Genomic DNA, 19,937 nt, shown 5'->3' with positions numbered 1-19,937 from the left:
TGGGCGTCTCTCGGGGGGTTGTTATTGGTGTGGTTTGGGGTGTTGGTTGGTCATCCCGGGGTATCTGGGGGTTTACGGGGTTTATCCGCCGTCACACGACTTCGCATACCCCTGGGCTCAGGCACAGCGTCACCTTTGCCCTACTCCTCGATAACCGCGGCCTCACCACTCACGAGAGGCGGTAGGCGCGCCGCGCGGTGCCGTCGAAGAATTCCAGCCGTTCGGCGTCGCTCAGCGAGCCCGTCAGCGAGAAGGCCGTGTCCACGACGACCTCGTACGCGGCCGCGAGTTCGCAGACCGGCCAGTCGGAGCCGAACATCAGGCGCGAAGCCCCGAAGGACTCCAGCACGTGCTCCGCCCACCGTGCCAGCTGCCCGACCTTCCAGTGCGCCCAGTCCGCCTCGGTCACCAGCCCCGAAAGCTTGCAGTACACGTTGTCCAGCCCGCCCAGGGCCGCGACGCCGTCCGCCCACGGCTGCCACTGGCCCGAGGAGATCGGCGGCTTCGCGGCGTGGTCCAGCACGAAAACCTGATCCGGCAACGCTTTCGCGGCGGCGAGGGCGGCGGGAAGCTGAGGCGGCTTCACCAGCAGGTCGTAGGCCAGCCCGGCCTCGCCGAGGGCGGCGAGGCCACGCAGGACGTCGGGCCGCGTCAGCCACGACGGGTCGGCCTCGTCTTCCACCTGATGCCGGATCCCCACCAGCGGACCGGAAAACGCGGCCACCCGCTCGGCGACGTCCGGGGCGGTGAGGTCGGTCCAGCCGACGACGCCCGCGATCAGCGGTTCGTCCCGGGCGGCGAAGAGGAACTCGCGCGTCTCCTCCTCCGAGGAGACCGTCTGCACCAGCACGGTCCCCTTCACCCCGGCCGCCTTGGTCACCGCGCGGAGATCGTCCACTGTGTACGGACGCCGGATCGGGTCCAGCGCCTCGCCCGTCATCCACGGGTAGTCCCGCCGCGAGGGATCCCAGAGATGGTGGTGCGCGTCGATCACGGCCGGTCCTCCTGTCGCAGCACGGTGTCCTCCCGCAACAGTCCCGCACGGATCAGGTCCGTCCACAACTCGCGCGGCACCGGGCGCCGGAACCGTTCGGCGTTGAGCCGCACCTGACCGGGATCGTGCGCGCCGACGACGACGGACACCACCGCCGGATGCTCGGGGGGCAGCCTCAACGCGGCCTGCGGGAGTTCGACACCGTGCCGCTCGCAGACCTCGGCGATCCGCCGCGCCCGCTCGACCAGTTCGGCGGGCGCCTCGGCGTAGTCGTACATCGTGCCCGGCGACGCGGTGGCGAGGATCCCGGCGTTGAACGCGCCCCCGGCCACCACGTCCACGCCGCGTTCCGCGCACAGCGGGAGAAGATCGTCGAGCGCGGGCTGGTTCAGCAAGGTGTACCGGCCCGCCAGCAGGATCACGTCGAGGTCGAACCGGCGGACGAACTCCGTGAGCATCGGCGCCTGGTTCATCCCGGCCCCGATGGCGTCGACGACGCCCTGCTCCCGCAGTTCGAGCAGCGCGGGGAACGCGCCGTTGACGGTGTCCTCGAAATGTTCGTCCGGGTCGTGCACGTAGACGACGTCCACCCGGTCGAGCCCGAGGCGCTCCAGACTGTCCTCAAGCGACCGGAGGATCCCGTCGCGGCTGAAGTCCCAGCGTCTCTTGAACGCCGCGGGCACGACGAAACCCTGCGAGTCGGTGCGCGAAGCGCCAGCGGGGTCGGGTTCCAGCACGCGGCCGACCTTGGTCGACACCACGAAGTCCGCGCGAGGATACGCCGAAAGCGCCGCGCCCAGCCGTCGTTCCGACAGCCCGAGACCGTAGTGCGGGGCGGTGTCGAAGTACCGGATTCCTTCGTCCCACGCCTGCCGGACGGTCGCTTCGGCCGTCTCGCCGGTGATGGCGTGGTACAGGTTGCCCAGCTGCGCGCAGCCGAGCCCCAGTGGGGACAGGGACATCTTCACGGGAGCTCCCAGACCAGGCCGAGCCCCGAATCGCCGCCCGAGTAGTCGTCTTCGACGTCGAGCAGTTCCGACATCCGTGCCTGCCACGGGATGTTGGCCGGATGGTCGCGCAGCACCTCTCGCATCTTCGCGTAGTCCTCCACCTCGACGACGTGGAACAGGTCGAGCCCGTCACGCCAGATCCGCCACGAACGCACGCCCGCGCCACGCAGGGCTTCGTCCAGCTCAGGCGGGATGACGGCGTGGACCGACTCGTATTCGGCCTCCTTGCCCGGCTTCAACCGGGTGTGGAGTGCCACTCTTTGTGATGCGACACCGTGGGTCACCGCGACTCCTCAACTCGAAACATGGCACTCTGTCAACTGACACTCAAACATCCGAGGTCTTCGGGGAGGGCGGTGGAACATGCCGGTCACCGATGTCGCGATCGACAAGATCAAGGACATGATCATCTCCGGCGAGCTTGCTCCCGGCGACAGGCTGCCGAAAGAGGCCGAACTGGCCCAGCGGCTCGGCTTGTCCCGCAGCTCGCTGCGCGAAGCGGTGAAGGCGCTGTGCCTGATCCGCGTGCTCGACGTCCGCCAGGGCGACGGGACGTACGTCACCAGCCTCGAACCGAATCTCCTCCTCGACGCGATGACGTTCGTGGTGGACTTCCACCGCGACGACACCGTGCTGGACTTCCTCGCCGTCCGCCGGATCCTCGAACCGGCGGCGACGGCGATGGCCGCGATGCGCATGAGCGACGAGGACATCGCGGAACTAGGCCGCCTGCTCGACGAGCTGGCCGACTCGCCGACGGTGGAGGCACTGGTCGCCAACGACCTGCAGTTCCATCGCAAGATCGCCGACGGCTCCGGGAATCCGGTGCTGTGCTCGCTGCTGGACAGCCTGTCCGGCCCCACCGCGCGCGCCCGCATCTGGCGCGGGCTCACCCAGGAGGGCGCGGTCGCGAAGACCCGCGAGCAGCACACGGCCATCTACGAAGCCATCGCCGCCCGCGAACCCGAACTCGCGCGTTCGTGGGCCACCGTGCACGTCGCCGGTGTGGAGCAGTGGCTCCGCAACGCCCTCGGCACGGCGGACGATCCCACTTCGGCCGCCGAAGTTTCCTGACACCGCACTTTCCTCCATGGATGCTCCGTGAAGGCCTCCTTCCTTACTCTCAAGGTAGGGAAGGAGGCCTTCACGGACTTTCGGGCTAAGTCTGGGCTTTCCCGCTCGCGTAGCGGGAAATGATCAACGCAACCAGGATGATCACGCCGTAGATCGCCTTCAGCCATTCCGGCGGCACCTGCGCGACCTGGAGCAGGTTGGTGACCGTCTGCAGGAGCAGCACACCGGTGAGCGCCCCGACCAGCGTGCCCTTCCCGCCGTCCAGGGAGACACCGCCGATCACCGCGGCCGCGAACACCTGCAGGATGAGCCCGTCGCCCTGATCCGCGCCGAGCGCGCCGACGTAACCCGTGTACGCGAGCCCGCCGAGCGCCGCCAGCACACCGGCGACGACGAAGACACCCCACGAAATCCGGTCGACGCGGATACCGGCGGCCCGCGCGGCTTCCCGGTTGCCCCCGATGGCGTACAGCGACCGGCCGATCCGGTGATACCGCAGCCCCAGCCCGAACACGGTGAACAGCGCCGCGGCCAGCCACACCGACATCGGCAGCCCGATGAACGTCGTCGTCGCCAGCGCGGTGAACACGTCCAGCTGGTCGAAGAGCGTCTTTCCTTGCGTGGACCCGATCTGCGTGCCGCGCAGCACGGTCAGCATCGCCAGCGTGACGATGAAGGCGTTCAGCTTCAGTTTGACGATCAGGAACCCGTTCACGAAACCGATCGCGGCGCCGGCCACCAGCACGGCGAGGATGCCCGCGAAGCCCGGGATCTCGGTGCCGAAGCCCGAGGAGGCCACCGGGATGACCAGCATCGCGCCGAGCGCGGGCGCCATGCCCATGGTGGATTCCAGCGACAGGTCGAACTTCCCGGTCAGCAGCACGAGCGATTCGCCCAGCACCACCATCGACAGCGCCGCCGAGGCGGACAGGATCCCGACGATGCTGCCGAAGGTCAGGAACGTGTCGCTGATCAGTCCTCCGATGATCAACACCACGACGAGCGCCGGGACCAGGGCGAGTTCGCGCAGCCAGCGGAACTTCTTGCGGCGCGGCGGGGCCGCGAACGACGAAGTCTTCGGATCGGTCATCAACTCGGTCACCGTTCCACTCCTTCGATGTCGGCCACGAGGTCCCCGTCGGTCCAGCCCGCCCGGTGCTCGGCGGCCACGGCGCCGGCGCGCAGCACCAGCACCCGGTCGCTCAGCCGGAGATCGTCCAGCTCGTCGCTGACGATCAGCACCGCCTTGCCTTCCGCCCGTACCCGGTCGACGACCGCGAGCAGCGCTTCCTTCGACTTCACGTCCACGCCCGCGGTCGGGTTGATCAGCACGACCAGGCGCGGATCCCCGGCCAGCGCGCGGGCAAGGACGACCTTCTGCTGGTTGCCTCCGGAAAGGTCGGACACCGGCTGGTCGGCGTCGGCAGCGACGATGTCGTAGTCCCGCAAGGCCTTCGACGCTTTCGAATACCGCGTGCCCGGTGACGCGACGCCGCCCTTGCCCATACGATCCAAAATGGACAGTGTGGCGTTGTCCGCGATGGAGTGCTCCAGGACCAGGCCTTCGTGGTGCCGGTCCCTCGGCACGCAGCCGATCCCGGCGCGGATCGCGGCCGGGATGTCGCCCGGTTTCAACGGCCTCCCGTCGACCCGGATCGTCCCGGAAAACGGCGATCGCAGGCCGTACACGGTTTCGGCGACCTGATGCTTGCCGCTGGCGTTGCTGCCCGCGAGCCCGATCACCTCGCCGCGGTGGATCCGGAACGTCACGTCCTCGAAGCCGTCACCGGAAAGCCCGTCGACGGTCAGCACCTCGTCGGCGTCCGGTGCCAGCGCCTCGCGCGTCGAGGCGTCGCGGACGGAAAGCCCGCCCCGCTCACCGGTCATCGCGTCGACGAGCTCGGCGCGGCCGACCTCCGAGACCGGCGCGGTCAGGATGTGCTTGGCGTCGCGCAGCACGGTGACCGCCTGGCACACCTCGTACACCTCGTGGAGGTGATGCGAGATGAACAGGAACGTCACCCCGTTCGCCTGCATCTGGCGCATCCGCTCGAAAAGCCGTTCGATCGCCTGGCTGTCCAGCTGCGCCGTCGGCTCGTCGAGCACGATGAACCGCGCGCCGTACGAGAGCGCCCTGGCGATCTCGACGAACTGCCGGTCCTCGACCGACAGTTCCCCCGCCGGGGTGTCGACGTCGACCCCCACGTCCCAGGAGTCGAGCAGTTCCCTGGCCTGACGGCGCAACCGCTGCCAGCCGATCGCGAAACCCTTGCCGGATTGGCGATTGAGGAACAGGTTCTCCGCGACGGTCAGCTGCGGGACGACCATCGCGTGCTGGTAGACACAGGCGACGGCACGCTTCCAGTCGTCCTGTCTGGACAAAGGCGGCGCGGGGACGCCGCCGAACTCGACCGAACCGGTGTCCGTTTTGGACAGTCCGGTGAGGATCGAGACCAGCGTCGACTTCCCGGCCCCGTTACGACCGACGAGCGCGTGCGACTCGCCGGATTCGACGGTGATGCTGACGTCGGACAGCGCCACGGTCGGGCCGTAGCGTTTGCCGACGCCCAACGCGCTGACCACCGGCACGGCGGCGGACCCGGCGGGCAGCGCGCTCACAGGTTGTTCCCCCAGAGGGCCTTGTCGTCGACGTTGTCCTTGGTGACGACGGGCGCGGGGAGCTGGTCTTCCAGGATCCCCGGCCGGACCTCGACGATCGTGCTGCCGTGGTCGGTCGGACCGGCCTTGAAGGCCTCCCCCGCCATCGCCTTCTTGATCCAGTACATGCCGTACTTGGCGTAGTCGTCGGCGGGCTGGGACACGGTCGCGTCGAGCTCGCCCGCGCGGATCGCGGCCAGTTCCTGGGGGATCCCGTCGTTGCTGACCAGCACGACGTGCTTCGGGTCGCCGACCGGGAAGGAGAGGTTCTTGCGTTTGAGCGCCTGCTGCGTCGGCGCCAGATAGACGCCGCCCGCCTGCATGTACACGGCCTTGATGTCCGGGTTGGCGGTCAGCAGACTGTCCAAACCGGACGAAGCCTTGTCCGCCTTCCACTCGGCGGCGACCTCCAGCACCTGGACGCCCGGGAACTTCGTCTTCATGCACTCCCGGAACGCCTCGGAGCGGTCACGGCCGTTGACCGAGGCGAGGTCGCCCATGACCTGGACGACCTTGCCCGACGTGACCTTCGCGCCGATCGCTTCGCAGGCCTTGGTGCCGTACGCCTTGTTGTCCGCGCGCACCACCATCGAGACCTTGCCGCTCTCGGGCGCGACGTCGACCGCCACCACCGGGACGCCCTTGTTCTCCGCCGCTTTGAGCCCGGCCACGACGGCCGCGGAGTCCAACGGCGTCACGACGAGACCCTTGATCCCTTGATTGAGCAGGGTGTTGACGTCGGTGATCTGCTTCGCCGAGTCGCTGTCGGCGTTGACCGTCGGCAGCGCCTCGACGCCCTGTTCCTTCGCCTTCAGCGGTACGTAGTTGTTGTAGGCCTGCCAGAACGGCGAGGTCAGCAGCGGGATCGTCGCACCGACCTTGCCGCCACCGCCGGCACCCGGTTTCGGCGCGTTGTCCTTCGTGGATCCACAGGCCGACAAGGCCAGCCCGAGCGCGGTGGCCGCGGCGGCCACCCTGATCACCCTCGTACGCACCGCATCCTCCTTGATGACAGCCGGAACCGGGTAGGGAGCTACTGCTGGACCGGACCGCGCGGGCGCAGCCCGTACATACCGCCGTCGACGGCGAGCGCCGTGCCGGTGGTCGAAGCCGACAGCGGGCTGGCGAGATACACGATCGCGTTCGCCACCTCGTCCGCGGTCACCAGCCGCCCCATCGGCTGACGGGCGGCCAGCGCCGCCCGTTCGGCTTCCGGGTCGCCCGCGGAGTCGAGCAGCCTGCCGACCCACGGGGTGTCCGCGGTCCCCGGGCAGACGCAGTTGACCCGGATCCGGTCGGCGAGGTGGTCGGTCGCCATCGCCAGGGTCAGCGAGAGCACCGCGCCCTTGCTGGCCGAGTACAGGGCGCGGTTGGGCAGGCCCGCCCACGCGGCGATCGAACAGGTGTTGACGATCGCGGCCGACGGCGAGTTCTTCAGATGCGGCAACGCCGCCCGCGCGAGCCGCACCATGCCGACGACGTTGATGTCGAGCACGCGGTGCCACTCGTCGTCGCTGTTGGAGGTGACGTCACCCTGTGCGCCGATGCCCGCGTTGTTGACCAGGACGTCGAGCCTGCCGAAGCGTTCGGCGACCGCGTCGATCGCCGCGCGGACCTCGTCGTCGGAGCCGACGTCGCAACGGAATCCGGTGAGACCTCCGGGAAGGTCGTCCGGCTTCAGGTCGAGGATCGCGACCGTCGCGCCGCGCGAGGCCAGCAGGTCCGCGGTGGCCCGGCCGATCCCGGAGGCGCCGCCGGTGACGGCGGCGACGAGGCCTTCGAACTCACTCACTGTCGATCTCCGTCCATTCCGGACCGTCGGGGAAGGTGAACCGGCGCAGGGTCGCGTCGTGCATGCGCGCCGAGAAGCCCGGCGCGGAGGGCGCCAGGTAGCGGCCGTCGGTCACGACCGCCGGGTCGGTGAAGTGCTCGTGGAGGTGGTCGACCCATTCGATGGACCGGTCGACGTCGGACCCGGACACGGCCGCGAAGTCGAACATCGACAGGTGCCGCACGAGTTCGCACAGCCCGACCCCGCCGGCGTGCGGGCACACCGGGACGTCGAATTTGGCCGCCAGCAACAGGATCGCGAGGTTCTCGTTGAACCCGCCGACCCTGGCGGCGTCCAGTTGCAGCACCGAGATCGCGCCGGCCTGCAGCAGCTGCTTGAACACCACGCGGTTCTGGACGTGCTCACCGGTGGCCACGCGGATCGGGGCGACCGCCTTGGCGATCGCGGCGTGCCCGAGCACGTCGTCCGGCGAGGTGGGCTCCTCGATCCAGTACGGGTCGTACGGCGCCAGCTCGGTCATCCAGGCGATCGCGGTGGAGACGTCCCAGCGCTGGTTCGCGTCGACGGCGACCCGGATGTCCTCGCCGACGGTCTCGCGGGCGAGCTTCACCCGGCGGACGTCGTCTTCGAGATCACCGCCGACCTTCAGCTTGATCATCTCGAAGCCGTCCGCGACCGCCTGGTCGGCGAGCCGGACGAGCTTCTCGTCCGAGTACCCGAGCCAGCCGGGGGAAGTGCTGTACGCGCGGTATCCGTCGCGTTCGATCTTGGCGATCCGCTCGGCGCGGCCGGGCTCGGCGGCGCGGAGGATGTCGAGCGCCTCCTGCTCGGTCAGCGCGTCGGACAGGTAGCGGAAGTCGACGAGGGAGACCAGTTCCTCCGGCGACATCTCGGCGGCGAAGCGCCAGACCGGGAGGCCGGCGATCCGTGCGGCGAGGTCCCAGGCGGCGTTGACGACCGCGCCGATCGCCATGTGCGCGACGCCCTTTTCCGGGCCGAGCCACCGCAGCTGGGAGTCACCGACCAGAGCCCGCGACAGAGCGCCGAGCGCGGCCGCGTCGGTCGGCACGTCCAGCCCGACGACGTGCGGTTCCAGCGCGCGGATCGCCGCGGCCTGGACGTCGTTGCCGCGTCCGATGGTGAAGGCGAGTCCGTAGCCGTCCGGGCCGCCGTCGGTGTGGAGCACGACGTACGCGGCCGAGTAGTCCGGGTCCGGGTTCATGGCGTCCGAGCCGTCCAGCTCCCGCGAGGTGGGGAAGCGGACGTCGAGCACCTCCATGCCCACGATCTTCGCCATCACGCCTGCCCGACGTTCTGGCGCTGACGGCCGAGGCCGTCGATCTCGAGCTCGATGACGTCACCTTCCCGCAGGTACGGCTTGGGATCGGGCTGACCGAGCGCGACGCCCTGCGGGGTACCGGTGTTGATGAGATCGCCAGGGCGAAGCACCATGAACCGACTCAGATAATGCACGATCTCGGCGACCGTGAAAATCATGTCCTTGGTCGACGAGTCCTGCTTCTTCTCGCCGTTGACCCACAACCGCAGCCCCAGGTCCTGCGGATCGGGCACCTCGTCGGCGGTGACCAGCCACGGGCCGAGCGGGTTGAAGTTCTCGCACGACTTGCCCTTGTCCCAGGTGCCGCCGCGTTCGAGCTGGAACTCGCGCTCGGACACGTCGTTCGAGACCGTGTACCCGGCGACGTACTCAAGGGCTTCTTCGACGCTTTCGAGGTAGCGCGCGGTCTTGCCGATGACGACGCCGAGCTCGACCTCCCAGTCGGTCTTGGTCGAACCGCGCGGCACGAGCACGTCGTCTTCCGGGCCGACGACGACGTCGGGCGCCTTCATGAAGACGACCGGCTCGGTCGGGACCTCGGCGCCGGACTCCTCGGCGTGCCGCCGGTAGTTGAGGCCGACGCAGACGACCTTGCCGGGCCGTGCGATCGGCGCGCCGACCCTGGCCCGCGCGAATTCGGGGCCGGCTTCGGGCAGCTCACCGGCGGCCAGCGCGGCCGCGACCCTGGCGACACCGTCGCCCGCGAAGAAGCTGCCGTCGATGTCGGCGGTCAGCCCCGAGAGGTCGCGCACCGTGCCGTCCCCGGCACGTACGAACGGACGCTCACTTCCCGGCTCCCCGAGACGCAACAGCTGCACGGATTTTCCCTTCCGGCCGAACCGTCAAGATTCAACGGCTCCAACATCAACGAACAGACATCCGATGTATACCCGACGACCTCTCCCGAGATCTAGAGGTCACTGCGATTTGTGTCGAATATTGATCGGATCAGTCTTGGTAAACCTGGGTGGCAAGACTCACAGCGGGAATAGTTACCTACTCTAAGCAAGTTGTTCCTCGCGGAACCATGACTGGGGAAGGAACGAGCATGACCATCGCGCCCGAGCGAGTGGAAGAAACCGTCGCGCACCGGCCGAGGACGACCGGACGCGCCCGCTTCGTCCTGATCCTCGGCGGCCTGTCCGCCTTCGGGCCCCTGTCCATCGACATGTACCTGCCCGCGCTGCCGCAGATGGCGGGCGAACTGCGCGCGGCGGACGCCACCGTCCAGCTCACGCTGAGCGCGTTCATCATCGGGCTCGCCATCGGCCAGCTCATCCTCGGACCGCTGTCCGACGCGATCGGCCGCCGCAAACCGCTCGTGGCCGGGCTCGCGCTCTACATGGTCGGCTCGATCCTGTGCGCCGTCGCCCCGACCGCCGAACTCCTCATCGCCGCCCGCGGCGTCCAGGCCTTCGGCGCCGCGGCCGGCATCGTGATCGCCAGGGCGACCGTGCGCGACTTCTATTCCGGCACCGCGATGACGAAGTTCTTCTCGCTGCTCATGCTGGTCAACGGGCTCGCCCCGATCCTGGCGCCGATCATCGGCGGCCAGATCCTGAACTGGACCTCGTGGCGCGGCGTGTTCGTCTGCCTGACCGTGTTCGGCGCGATCCTGCTCGCCGTCGTCTTCTTCCTGCTGCCGGAACCGCTGCCCGAGGAACGCCGCACCCCGGCCCGGCTCGGCTCGGTGCTCCGGAAGTACGGGAGCCTGCTCCGCGACCGCGGCTTCCTCGGCTACGCGCTGGCCTCCGGGCTCATGTTCGGCAGCCTGTTCGCCTACATCTCCGGCTCGTCCTTCGCGCTCCAGGGTGTCTACGGGCTCAGCCCGCAGGCGTACAGCCTGGTGTTCGGGCTCAATGGCATCGGCATCGTGCTGGTCGGTCAGCTGAACGGACGCATCGTCGGACGTTTCCCGGAGCGGACGCTGCTGACCGTCGGCCTCGTCATCGCGGCGGTGGCCGGGTTCGGTGTGCTCGCCGCGACCGTGCTGGACCTCGGCCTGATCGGGCTGCTGATCCCGCTGTTCATCCTGGTGTCGAGCATCGGCATGGTGGCGCCGAACGCGAGTTCGCTGGCCCTGGCCGAACAGGCGCGGTCCGCCGGTTCGGCGTCGGCGCTGCTGGGCGTGCTGCAGTTCGTCGTCGGCGGGCTGGCGACGCCGCTGGTCGGACTGGGCGGCCCGGGCACCGCGGTCCCGATGGGGATCGTGATGGCGGGCTTCGGCGTTCTCGCTCTGCTGGCCTTCGGGACGATGACGCGGCCTTCGCGGGCTTCGGTGCCTCTCGTGGCCGTCGCCCAGGAGGTCTGACCCCCTTCCCCGGATGTCATGAAAGGGTCGTTCAGGACGAAAAACGTCTTGAACGACCCTTTCATGACATCCGGGGCACCACACCGTCAGACAAGCGAAGTGAGATCGGCGGTCCTCAGCTGCTCCGCCGTCACCGAAGCGCGTCCCTCGACCAGGGCCTTCAACGCGTCCCCGTCGTCCCACTGGTTGACGTTCATCGCGGCCGTCACCTGCCCGTCCCGCAACCAGAACGCCGTGAAGTCGCGAGAAGCGAGATCGCCGCGCACGACGAGCTCGTCGACGTCGAGATCGGCGAGCCCTCGGTACTCGCACCCCAGGTCGTACTGGTCCGAGAAGAAGTACGGGCTCTTCAGGTACGGCTCGTTCTCCCCCAGCAGGTTCCCCGCGACGTGCTCGCCCTGCCACTTCGCGCATCCCCAGTGCTCGACGCGCACGCGTTTCCCGTAGCGGGGATGGAACTGCGCGGCGATGTCGCCGATCGCGTAGACGTCGGGCGCGGCCGTCCGCAGACCGGCGTCGGCGCAGACACCGCCGTCGTCCGACAGTTCCAGCCCGGCGGCGTGCGCGAGGTCGACTCGCGGGGCGGCACCGACGGCGACCAGCACGACGTCGGCGGGAAGCTCGTCACCACTCTGGAGACGGACGCCGGTCACCCCGTCCGGACCGCCGGTGAACCCGGCGACACCTTCGCCGAGCCGCCAGTTCACCCCGTGCCCCGTATGAAGGTCTTTGAAGACACCGGACACCTGCTCTCCCAGGACCGCGAGCAGCGGCGAGCTCACCTGGTCGACCACGGTCACCTCGGCGCCGTGTTCCCGGGCGGCCGCGGCGGCCTCGGTGCCGATCCAGCCCGCGCCGACGATCACCACCCGTCCGGCGTCCTTGAACGCCGAGCGCAGCGCGAGCGCGTCGTCGAGGGTGCGCAGAGTTCGCAGTCCGGGCAAGTCACCGCCGGGCACCGGCAACGATCGAGGCTCGGACCCGGTCGCGAGCACGAGACGGTCGAAGAGGTGCTCGCCACCCGCGTCGTCGTGCACGAGCCGCGAGCCGAGTTCGATCTTGGTCGCGGTCGCGCCGCTCCGGAAAGCGATGTCCTTCTCTTCGTAGAAACCCGCGTCGTGCACCCAATCGGGTTCATCGGTGTTGCCCATCAGCAGCCCTTTGGACAAGGGCGGTAATTCGTACGGGCGATGCGTATCGGTCCCGAGCAGCAGGATTTCCCCCGCGTAGCCACGTTCTCGCAGCGTCCCGGCGGCCGTCGCTCCCGCGAGGCCGGCACCGACGATCACGATCTTCCTGGGTTCGGACACAAAGACCTCCCGGGCAGGCTTTCCCTCGGACGCTACTCCCGTACCCCCACGTCCGGCCTAGCCAAACCCGAAGTCGATCACGATCCGCAGGTTCGGTTAACCCATCAGTAGGAATGTGGCGTAACCGGCGTCACGGCCCCGAAACCGCCTCGTCCCAGCCACGGACGAGAAAGGGAGATCATGGGCTACGGGAGGATGAGGACGTTGGCACCGCGGGACGAATGGTCGGTCGGCTGCCGGGATCTCGCGGGCAGGCGCCGGGACGTGACGGTGTTCGTGAGCAGCGACAAGATCGTGCTCGTGGCTCCGCCCGGCGAGGCCGCCGTACTCGGGCCGCTGGACGTGGGGCGCCTGCGCGCCGCGCTCCGCGACGCCGTGGTCGCGGTGGCCGAACATCCGGATCACAGTGAATGACAACTACCGTTCCTACTTCTGAGTAGGTAGAGTCGGCTCCGTTCGGAAGGAGCCGGCCATGACCACCTACTTCGTGACGGGCGCGACGGGTTTTCTGGGAAAACGCCTGGTCGCGCGCCTACTACGGCGTCCAGAGACCGTAGCCGTCCACGTACTCGTGAGGGAGACCTCACGCGGGAAGCTCCCGAGCCACGAGAAGCTCGTTCCCGTCACCGGCGACCTGACCGAACCCTCGCTGGGCATCGATCCCGCCCGCCTGGGCGCCCTCGATCACGTCGTGCACCTCGGCGCGATCTACGACCTCACCGCGGACGAGGCCGCCAACCGCGCGGCCAACGTCGACGGCACCCGCACCGTGCTGGAGTTCGCCGCGGCCGCGAACGCCGGGCTCTTCCACCACGTCTCTTCCATCGCGGTCGCCGGACAGTACGCCGGACGTTTCACCGAAGCCGACTTCGACCTCGGCCAGAGCTTCGCGTCCCCGTATCACGCGACGAAGTTCGAGGCGGAGAAACTCGTGCGGCGCCAAGGGAAAACACCGTTCCGCGTGTACCGGCCGTCCGCCGTGGCCGGCGATTCGCGCACCGGTGAAATGGACAAGATCGACGGTCCGTACTACTTCCTTCCCGCGATCTCGCGGCTCGCCGCGCTGCCCCGGCGTCTCCCGCTGGCCGCGCCGGATCTCGGCGCCACGAACATCGTGCCGGTCGACTACGTCGTCGAAGCGATGGAACACCTCATGCACGCCGACGCGCCCAGCGGCAGCACATATCACCTCGCGTCGCCGCGGCCCCAGCCGCTGCACGAGGTCTACAACGCCTTCGCCCGGGCCGCGGGCGGGCCGAAGATCGCCGCCGTCCTCCCCGCACGGCCGTCCGGGGCGCTGAAACGCGCCGGGACCCGCTTGGCGAAGTCCGCGGCGGCCGGATTCGACCGGGTCCCCGGCGGCCGTTCGGCCCGCGCGGCGGTGCTCGCGGAACTCGGCGTCCCGCTGGAGGTCCTCCCCCATCTGAGCATGGAGGTCGACTTCGACACGAGCGCGACGACGGCCGCCCTCGAAGGCAGCGGCGTCACCTTGCCGCCGTTGGAGGAGTACGCCGGGCCGCTCTACCGGTACTGGCTCGCGCAACTGGACCCCGATCGCGGCCGCCGTCGTCCGGGACCGGAGCCGCTCGACGGCCGCAAGGTGCTGATCACCGGCGCCTCGTCGGGCATCGGGCGCGCGTCCGCGCTCGCCGTCGCCGCGAAGGGCGGCGAAGTGATCCTCGTGGCCAGGCGCGCCGACGAACTCGAAGAAGTCCGCGAGCAGATCGTCGCGGCGGGCGGGAAGGCGTCGGCGTATCCGTGCGACCTCACCGACGGCGGGGCCGTCGACGCTCTGGTCAAGGACGTGCTCGCCGCGCACGGCGCCGTCGACATGCTGGTCAACAACGCGGGCCGCTCGATCCGGCGCTCGCTTTCGCTGTCCACCGAACGGTTCCACGACTACGAGCGCACGATGGCCATCAACTACTTCGGCCCCGTGCGGCTGACGCTGGGCCTGCTGCCGTCGATGACCGCGCGCGGGTTCGGCCACGTCGTCAACGTGACCACCCAAGGACTGCAGACCGACACGCCCCGGTTTTCCGCTTACCTGGCTTCGAAGGCGGCGCTGGAGGAGTTCGGGCTGACCGCCGGGCGGGAAACGCTTTCCGACGGCGTCACCTTCACCTCGGTCCGGATGCCGCTGGTGCGGACCGACATGATCGCGCCGACCGGGTCCTATCGCGGCATGCCGTCGAGCTCGCCCGAACGGGCCGCCGCGCTCGTGGTGAAGGCACTGGAGAAACGCCCCGAGATCCTGAACCTGCCCGAAGGCACGGCCGCCGAACTGGTGACGCTCGTCGCACCCAAGACGGCGCGTTTCTTCGCCCACCTCGTCTACCGCGCGATGCCGGAATCCGCTCCGGAATCCCGTGGCCTGCCCCGGAAGGCTCCGCTCGCGTCGGTCGCGGGCGCGGTCACCAGGCTGGTCTGGCGCCGTCGTCCCTGACCTCGTCGCCGCCGGGCTCGATCGGGGGACGCCCCTGGCCGCTACCATCGGTTTCCGATACGCCGGGGGGTCGGCGGGCACGGGCCGAGGCAGTGACGAGCGGGAAGGGGCAGTGTGGACGTCGCCAGTCCCCCGGTTTCGATCGGACCGGACGTGGCAGTGGTACGTCCGTCCCGGACAGTGCTGCGGCTTTTGCTGCACGCGGCCTGGGTGCTCGCGCTCGCTGTCGTCACCGAACTCCGGGTGGGGCGCTTCGGTTTCCACCCGTCGGACCAGGGGTTCATCCTCGCCCAGGCGTGGCGGGTGCTGCACGGCGAAGTCCCGCACTCCGACATCATCTCGGCGCGGCCGCTGGGTTCGGCGTATCTGCACGTCGTCGACTTCGTGGTGCCGGGGCCGCTGTTCTTCGTGTCCAGCGTGCTCAGCATGCTGGAGATCATCCTGGCGACCATCGCGTTCGCCGTGCTGGTCACCCGGCGCCGCGTCCGTGACTGGGGGCCGGGTCTCACCGGGCTGACGGCGGCCGCGGCGCTGTTGAACCTCAACGCGTTCCCGTTGATGGCGTGGCACACGATCGACGGGATCTTCCTGACCGCCTGCGGCGCGTGGGCGCTGGATTCGGGGCTGCGCAACGGCAAGGCGTGGCCGCGGCGGCTCGGTCTGGTGCTGCTGGGCGCCTCGGTGTTCGTCAAACAGAGTTTCGCGCCGGTCCCGCTGATCGCGTTGTGCTGGCTGTTGCTGCACCCGTCGCTGCGCGAGGGCGCGTTCCGCACCGGACGCTGGTGGGCGCGGCTGGCCTGGGATCTGCCGGCGCTGGGCGCTTTCCTGCTGTTCTACCTCGGAATCGTCACGCTCGACGGCGGTCTCGGCGCGATGGCCGAGCAGCTCACCGGCGGCCTGCCCGCTTACGGCCAACGACTTCTCGGGCTGTGGCTGGACAATCCCGGCACACTGCTGCGACCGCCGGTGCGGGGCCTGACCTTCTTCGCGATCGCCGGTTTGCTCCTGGCCCTGCTCGGCTTCTTCCGCGAACGCGTCGGATTCGCCGGCGCGGTCTTCGCGCGGCTGCTGCTCCTGGCGGGTGTGGCGGTGGTGGTCGGCACCGTCGTCGATGGACACTTCACCGGCGCGTCGCGCTGGGCTGACGTCCTCTGGTGGATCCTCGGTGTCGCGCTCCTGGTGAACTGGGCGGCGACGCGGCGGTTCCCGAAGATGGGCACGCTGGTCTTCGCGACCGGGTTCATGACCAGCCTGTCGTGGGGCAACGACACCCCGACGCTGTTCACCGGAACGCTGGCGCTGACGGCGATCCTGGAGTTGTCGGACGCGCTGCCGCCGTTGCCCGAGCCGCCCCGCCGCATCCGGCTGGCGGGCGCCACGGCGATGGGCCTGGTCGCGGTGCTGGCCTCGGGCTGGGCCGTGATCGCGCACCACGACGAGGCCGCGTACCTCGACATGGCGCGCGAAAAGCTGACCGGCGACCTCGGCACGGTGACGCCGTCGATGCGCGGAATCCGGACGAATCCGGGGACTTACACCTACATCTCCCAGATCCACGACTGCGTCACGCGCTTCCCCGCCGGGCGCACGGCGATCCTGCCCGACAACCCGTTCGCCTATCCCGCTTTCGGCCTGCGCAACCCGTTCCCGCTGGAATGGCCGCTGCCGCTGGAGATCGTCGCCGACGCCCCGCAGCGGATGCTCGCGACCGCCGACGAACTCAACCGCGACGGTGACTACCTGGTGCTCTTCCAGACCGTGAGCATGCCGACCCTGGCCAAGGGCGGGCCGGTGCCCGCCGAGGTCACCGGGGACACGCCGATCTTCGATTACCTCGGGCTGGAGAACGCGCTGCGGTCACGGCTCACCGGGCAGACCGTCACCTGCGGCAGCTTCATCGGCAAGTGGATGCCCCACCCCTGACGGGGGTCAGTCGACGCCGGCGTCTTCGGGGCGCCCGGAAGCGAGACCGGCCAGGACGTCCAAAGCCGCGCCGAGCGTCTCCAAGGGCGGTGACGAGACGGCGAGCCGCACCGCGTTCGGGGCGTGACCGGGGACGATGGCGAACGCGGCCGCCGGGGTGACCGCGATCCCGCGTCGCGCGGCCGCCGCTACGAAGGTCTCGGCACGCCAGTGCTCCGGGAGTTCCCACCAGCAGTGGTACGCCTGAGGATCGGCGCGCAGCGTGAACCCGGCCAGCCGCTCCGCCGTCACCCGCTGGCGTTCGGCCGCGTCGAGCCGTTTCGCCCGTTCGACGGTTTCCAGCGTGCCGCCGGTGATCCACCGGGTGGTGGCCTCGACGGCGAACCGGGGCGCCACCCAGCCGCCCGAGCGCACCGCCGCGGCCAGCCGTTCCGTCCATTCCGCCGGGACGGCGAGGAAGCCGGTGGTCAGTCCCGGGGCGAGCCGTTTGGACATGCTGTCGGCGAACACCGTGCGTTCCGGCGCGTACGCCGCGAACGGACGGACCTCGGGCCGGAGGAAGGTGTAGATCCCGTCCTCGATCACCGGGATGTCCATACGGCGCACGGTTTCCGCGAGCTCGACGCGTCGCCCTTCGTCCATTGTGGACCCGAGCGGATTGTGCAGGGTCGGCTGGACGTACAACGCGCGGACGGACGCGGCTTCGAGCGCCTCGGGAATGAGCCCCAGGTCGTCGGTCTCGACGGGCACCAGCTGGACGCCGAGCCGCCCGGCGAGCGCTTTGACCACGGGGTAGGTGACGGCTTCGACCGCGAGCCGCTCCCCCATCGGCACGAAAGCGGCGATGGCGGCCGCGATGGCCTCACGACCGCTGCCGGCGAAGAGGATTTCCGGCGTCCAGCCGTCCTTCGCGAGCAGTCCGGCGACGGCGTCACGCGCCTGCTTCGAACCCGTGACATTCCCCGGTCGCAGCGCCGCCGTGAGGACGTCGTCACGCAGGAGCGGTTCCAGCGCCTTCCCGACCAGCGCCGATTGCTCCGGGAGGACGGCGAAATTGAGTTCGAGGTCGACGGTCGCGCCGCCCGGCTCGGCGAGCGCGGTCTCCAGCGGCGGCTTCCCCGCGCGGACGAACGTGCCCCTTCCGACCTCGCCGACCACGACACCTCGCCGGACGAGTTCGCCGTAGACCCTGGCGGCGGTCGAGTTGGCGATCCCGCGATCGCGGGCGAAGCGCCGCTGCGGGGGCAGCCTGTCGCCGGGGCGGAGCCTGCCCGCCTCGACGTCGGCGGAGATCTCGTCCGCGACTATCCGGTAGTCCTCCATGCCGCCCCTTCGATCGCCACTGATGATGCCATCGACGGGCGATGTGAGCCGACTGCGACCTACGGAACACCACAACGGCGAGCTCCTAGGTTAGCCTAACCTGCGTGGAGACCCTCACCGAGCAGCGAACGCCGTCACGACTGCACGCGGACGCCCTGACGCTGGCCTACGACGGCCGGACCGTGGCCGAAGACCTCGGGGTGGTCATCCCCGACCGGTCGTTCACCGTCATCGTCGGCCCGAACGCCTGCGGCAAGACGACCCTGCTGCGCGCGCTCGCGCGGATGCTCAAACCCCGCCAGGGCTCGGTGTTCCTCGACGGCCAGGTGATCAGCTCCTTCCCCGCGAAGGAGGTCGCCCGGCGGCTCGGCCTGCTGCCGCAGAGTTCGATCGCGCCCGACGGCATCACCGTCGCCGACCTCGTCGCGCGCGGCCGGTACCCGCACCAGCGCCTGCTGCGCCAGTGGTCCCGCGAGGACGCCACCGTGGTCACCGAGTCCATGCGCGCCACCGGGGTCGACGACCTCGCCGAGCGGCTGGTCGACGAACTGTCCGGCGGGCAGCGGCAGCGCGTGTGGATGGCGATGGCGCTCGCGCAGGAGACCGACCTGCTGCTGCTCGACGAGCCGACGACCTATCTGGACATCGCACATCAGATGGACATCCTGGACCTGTGCGCGGAACTGCACCAGGAGCAGGGCCGGACGCTGGTCGCGGTGCTGCACGACCTCAACCACGCCGCGCGCTACGCGACGCACATGATCGCGATGCGGGGCGGAGAGGTGCTCGCGACAGGCACGCCCGAAGAGGTCGTGACCGCCGAGAACGTCGAGAAGATCTTCGAGCTGCCGTGCCGGGTCATGCCGTGCCCCGAAACCGGGACCCCGCTGGTCATCCCGAAGGCCGGACGCCGCGCCGCCTGAGGTCCGCCCGATCGGACGCCCCATCGGACGCCCGTTCTTCCGGCAGGCGACCTAGGTTTGGCGCAGGGAGGTGCCCATGTCTCAGGAAACGTGGACCCAAGTAGACGACTACATCTTCGGCGCGCTCGTCCCGTCCGATCCCGCTCTCGAAGCGGCCCTGGCGGCCTCGGACGAGGCGGGCATGCCCGCCATCGCGGTCGCGCCGAACCAGGGCAAACTGCTTCACCTGCTGGCCAGGATGATCGGCGCCCGCTCGATCCTGGAGATCGGCACACTCGGCGGCTACAGCACGATCTGGCTCGCCCGCGCCCTTCCGCCGGGAGGACGTCTCGTGACGCTCGAGTACTACCCGAAGTTCGCCGATGTCGCGCGGAAGAACCTCGACGCGGCGGGCGTCGGCGATCTCGTCGACATCCGGCTCGGCGAGGCGCTGGACCTGCTGCCCGGCGTCGAAGGACCGATCGACCTGACGTTCATCGACGCGGACAGGGTCAACAACCCGGCCTACTTCCAGGAGGCGCTGCGGCTGAGCAGGCCGGGCGGGGTGATCGTGATCGACAACGTCGTGCGCTCGGGCGCGGTGGCCGACGCGGCGAACACCTCGGACGAGATCCTGGGACTCCGGCGGATGCACGAGCTGATCGCCGCCGAGCCGCGGGTCGACGCGACCGCGCTGCAGACCGTCGGCATGAAGGGACACGACGGGCTGACCGTCGCACTCGTGACCTCCTGAGCCATCGGTCGGGGTGGTCGTGAGTGGCGTTTCGCGAGGATCTCGTGCGGCTCGGCGTCGCCTACCGCGAAAGCGCGCTGGCCGATCCGCACCTCTACGCG

18 protein-coding genes are annotated in these 19,937 nt (G+C 69.5%); 7 read left to right on the top strand and 11 right to left on the bottom strand.

Features of this window, described 5'->3' with window-relative positions; translation table 11 throughout:
- Positions 1–169: 169 nt before the first annotated feature.
- From AB0N89_RS36250 to AB0N89_RS36240, 3 genes are read right to left on the bottom strand one after another with little or no spacing between them, the layout of a single operon-like run.
- Positions 170–994, bottom strand: a complete 825-nt coding sequence (locus tag AB0N89_RS36250) for an amidohydrolase family protein (RefSeq protein ID WP_364214617.1) — start codon at positions 992–994, stop codon at positions 170–172.
- Positions 991–1,962 (bottom strand): aldo/keto reductase, encoded by a 972-nt coding sequence (locus AB0N89_RS36245; protein ID WP_364214614.1) that lies wholly within the window; start codon positions 1,960–1,962, stop codon positions 991–993. The genes AB0N89_RS36250 and AB0N89_RS36245 overlap by 4 nt, the downstream gene beginning before the upstream one ends.
- Positions 1,959–2,261 carry an L-rhamnose mutarotase gene (locus AB0N89_RS36240; RefSeq protein ID WP_364214611.1) on the bottom strand — a complete coding sequence of 101 codons (303 nt, stop codon included), beginning with the start codon at positions 2,259–2,261 and terminating at the stop codon, positions 1,959–1,961. Before AB0N89_RS36240 ends, AB0N89_RS36245 begins: the two co-directional genes overlap by 4 nt.
- A gap of 106 nt (positions 2,262–2,367) precedes the next feature.
- Between AB0N89_RS36240 and AB0N89_RS36235 the strand changes: the two genes are divergently transcribed.
- Complete coding sequence (locus AB0N89_RS36235) at positions 2,368–3,078, top strand: FadR/GntR family transcriptional regulator (protein ID WP_364214608.1); 711 nt, start codon at positions 2,368–2,370, stop codon at positions 3,076–3,078.
- Between the two features lie 85 nt (positions 3,079–3,163).
- Here the strand turns inward: AB0N89_RS36235 and AB0N89_RS36230 are convergent, their stop codons facing one another.
- The 6 genes from AB0N89_RS36230 to AB0N89_RS36205 are packed head-to-tail and all read right to left on the bottom strand — an operon-like array spanning position 3,164 to position 9,685.
- Positions 3,164–4,180, bottom strand: coding sequence for an ABC transporter permease (locus tag AB0N89_RS36230; protein WP_364214605.1), 1,017 nt, complete (start codon positions 4,178–4,180; stop codon positions 3,164–3,166).
- The gene (locus AB0N89_RS36225) at positions 4,177–5,697 is read right to left on the bottom strand and encodes a sugar ABC transporter ATP-binding protein (RefSeq protein ID WP_364214602.1); all 1,521 of its coding nucleotides are present in this window, start codon (positions 5,695–5,697) and stop codon (positions 4,177–4,179) included. Before AB0N89_RS36225 ends, AB0N89_RS36230 begins: the two co-directional genes overlap by 4 nt.
- Positions 5,694–6,731: a sugar ABC transporter substrate-binding protein gene (locus AB0N89_RS36220; RefSeq protein WP_364214599.1), complete on the bottom strand. Its 1,038-nt coding sequence runs from the start codon at positions 6,729–6,731 to the stop codon at positions 5,694–5,696. The genes AB0N89_RS36225 and AB0N89_RS36220 overlap by 4 nt, the downstream gene beginning before the upstream one ends.
- A gap of 38 nt (positions 6,732–6,769) precedes the next feature.
- Complete coding sequence (locus AB0N89_RS36215; RefSeq protein ID WP_364214596.1) at positions 6,770–7,528, bottom strand: SDR family oxidoreductase; 759 nt, start codon at positions 7,526–7,528, stop codon at positions 6,770–6,772.
- Positions 7,521–8,825, bottom strand: a complete 1,305-nt coding sequence (locus AB0N89_RS36210; RefSeq protein ID WP_364214593.1) for an enolase C-terminal domain-like protein — start codon at positions 8,823–8,825, stop codon at positions 7,521–7,523. Before AB0N89_RS36210 ends, AB0N89_RS36215 begins: the two co-directional genes overlap by 8 nt.
- The gene (locus AB0N89_RS36205; protein ID WP_364214590.1) at positions 8,825–9,685 is read right to left on the bottom strand and encodes a fumarylacetoacetate hydrolase family protein; all 861 of its coding nucleotides are present in this window, start codon (positions 9,683–9,685) and stop codon (positions 8,825–8,827) included. Before AB0N89_RS36205 ends, AB0N89_RS36210 begins: the two co-directional genes overlap by 1 nt.
- Positions 9,686–9,915: 230 nt before the next feature.
- On the opposite strand from AB0N89_RS36205, the gene AB0N89_RS36200 reads away from it, so the two are divergent.
- On the top strand, positions 9,916–11,178 hold the full coding sequence (locus AB0N89_RS36200; RefSeq protein ID WP_364214587.1) for a Bcr/CflA family multidrug efflux MFS transporter: 1,263 nt from the start codon (positions 9,916–9,918) through the stop codon (positions 11,176–11,178).
- A gap of 86 nt (positions 11,179–11,264) precedes the next feature.
- Here AB0N89_RS36200 and AB0N89_RS36195 read toward each other — a convergent pair whose 3' ends face one another.
- Positions 11,265–12,488 carry an FAD-dependent oxidoreductase gene (locus tag AB0N89_RS36195; RefSeq protein ID WP_364214584.1) on the bottom strand — a complete coding sequence of 408 codons (1,224 nt, stop codon included), beginning with the start codon at positions 12,486–12,488 and terminating at the stop codon, positions 11,265–11,267.
- Positions 12,489–12,692: 204 nt separating this feature from the next.
- Here AB0N89_RS36195 and AB0N89_RS36190 point away from each other — a divergent pair, with 204 nt between their 5' ends.
- The 3 genes from AB0N89_RS36190 (at position 12,693) to AB0N89_RS36180 (ending at position 16,857) form a co-directional block, all read left to right on the top strand.
- Positions 12,693–12,902, top strand: a complete 210-nt coding sequence (locus tag AB0N89_RS36190; RefSeq protein ID WP_005153289.1) for a hypothetical protein — start codon at positions 12,693–12,695, stop codon at positions 12,900–12,902.
- 58 nt (positions 12,903–12,960) lie between these two features.
- The gene (locus tag AB0N89_RS36185; protein ID WP_364214581.1) at positions 12,961–14,934 is read left to right on the top strand and encodes an SDR family oxidoreductase; all 1,974 of its coding nucleotides are present in this window, start codon (positions 12,961–12,963) and stop codon (positions 14,932–14,934) included.
- Between the two features lie 114 nt (positions 14,935–15,048).
- Complete coding sequence (locus AB0N89_RS36180) at positions 15,049–16,857, top strand: hypothetical protein (RefSeq protein ID WP_364214578.1); 1,809 nt, start codon at positions 15,049–15,051, stop codon at positions 16,855–16,857.
- A gap of 6 nt (positions 16,858–16,863) precedes the next feature.
- Here the strand turns inward: AB0N89_RS36180 and AB0N89_RS36175 are convergent, their stop codons facing one another.
- On the bottom strand, positions 16,864–18,180 hold the full coding sequence (locus tag AB0N89_RS36175) for a PLP-dependent aminotransferase family protein (protein ID WP_364214575.1): 1,317 nt from the start codon (positions 18,178–18,180) through the stop codon (positions 16,864–16,866).
- 104 nt (positions 18,181–18,284) lie between these two features.
- On the opposite strand from AB0N89_RS36175, the gene AB0N89_RS36170 reads away from it, so the two are divergent.
- A complete protein-coding gene (locus AB0N89_RS36170; protein ID WP_364214572.1) occupies positions 18,285–19,103 on the top strand; it encodes an ABC transporter ATP-binding protein in 819 nt (272 codons plus the stop codon).
- Positions 19,104–19,179: 76 nt separating this feature from the next.
- Complete coding sequence (locus tag AB0N89_RS36165; protein WP_364214569.1) at positions 19,180–19,836, top strand: O-methyltransferase; 657 nt, start codon at positions 19,180–19,182, stop codon at positions 19,834–19,836.
- The last annotated feature ends 101 nt before the right edge of the window (positions 19,837–19,937 follow it).

The organism is Amycolatopsis sp. NPDC089917 (assembly GCF_040684635.1).
In the GTDB taxonomy this organism is placed as follows: Bacteria; Actinomycetota; Actinomycetes; order Mycobacteriales; family Pseudonocardiaceae; genus Amycolatopsis.
Note: the sequence above shows the minus strand (reverse complement) of the source record. Positions and strands in the feature narration are given on the sequence as shown.

Excerpts from the sequence above, each read along its gene's own strand:
- AB0N89_RS36235 (WP_364214608.1), top strand. The coding sequence starts at position 2,368 with ATGCCGGTCACCGATGTCGCGATCGACAAGATCAAGGACATGATCATC.
- AB0N89_RS36210 (WP_364214593.1), bottom strand. The coding sequence starts at position 8,825 with ATGGCGAAGATCGTGGGCATGGAGGTGCTCGACGTCCGCTTCCCCACC.
- AB0N89_RS36200 (WP_364214587.1), top strand. The coding sequence starts at position 9,916 with ATGACCATCGCGCCCGAGCGAGTGGAAGAAACCGTCGCGCACCGGCCG.
- AB0N89_RS36185 (WP_364214581.1), top strand. The coding sequence starts at position 12,961 with ATGACCACCTACTTCGTGACGGGCGCGACGGGTTTTCTGGGAAAACGC.
- AB0N89_RS36175 (WP_364214575.1), bottom strand. The coding sequence starts at position 18,180 with ATGGAGGACTACCGGATAGTCGCGGACGAGATCTCCGCCGACGTCGAG.
- AB0N89_RS36165 (WP_364214569.1), top strand. The coding sequence starts at position 19,180 with ATGTCTCAGGAAACGTGGACCCAAGTAGACGACTACATCTTCGGCGCG.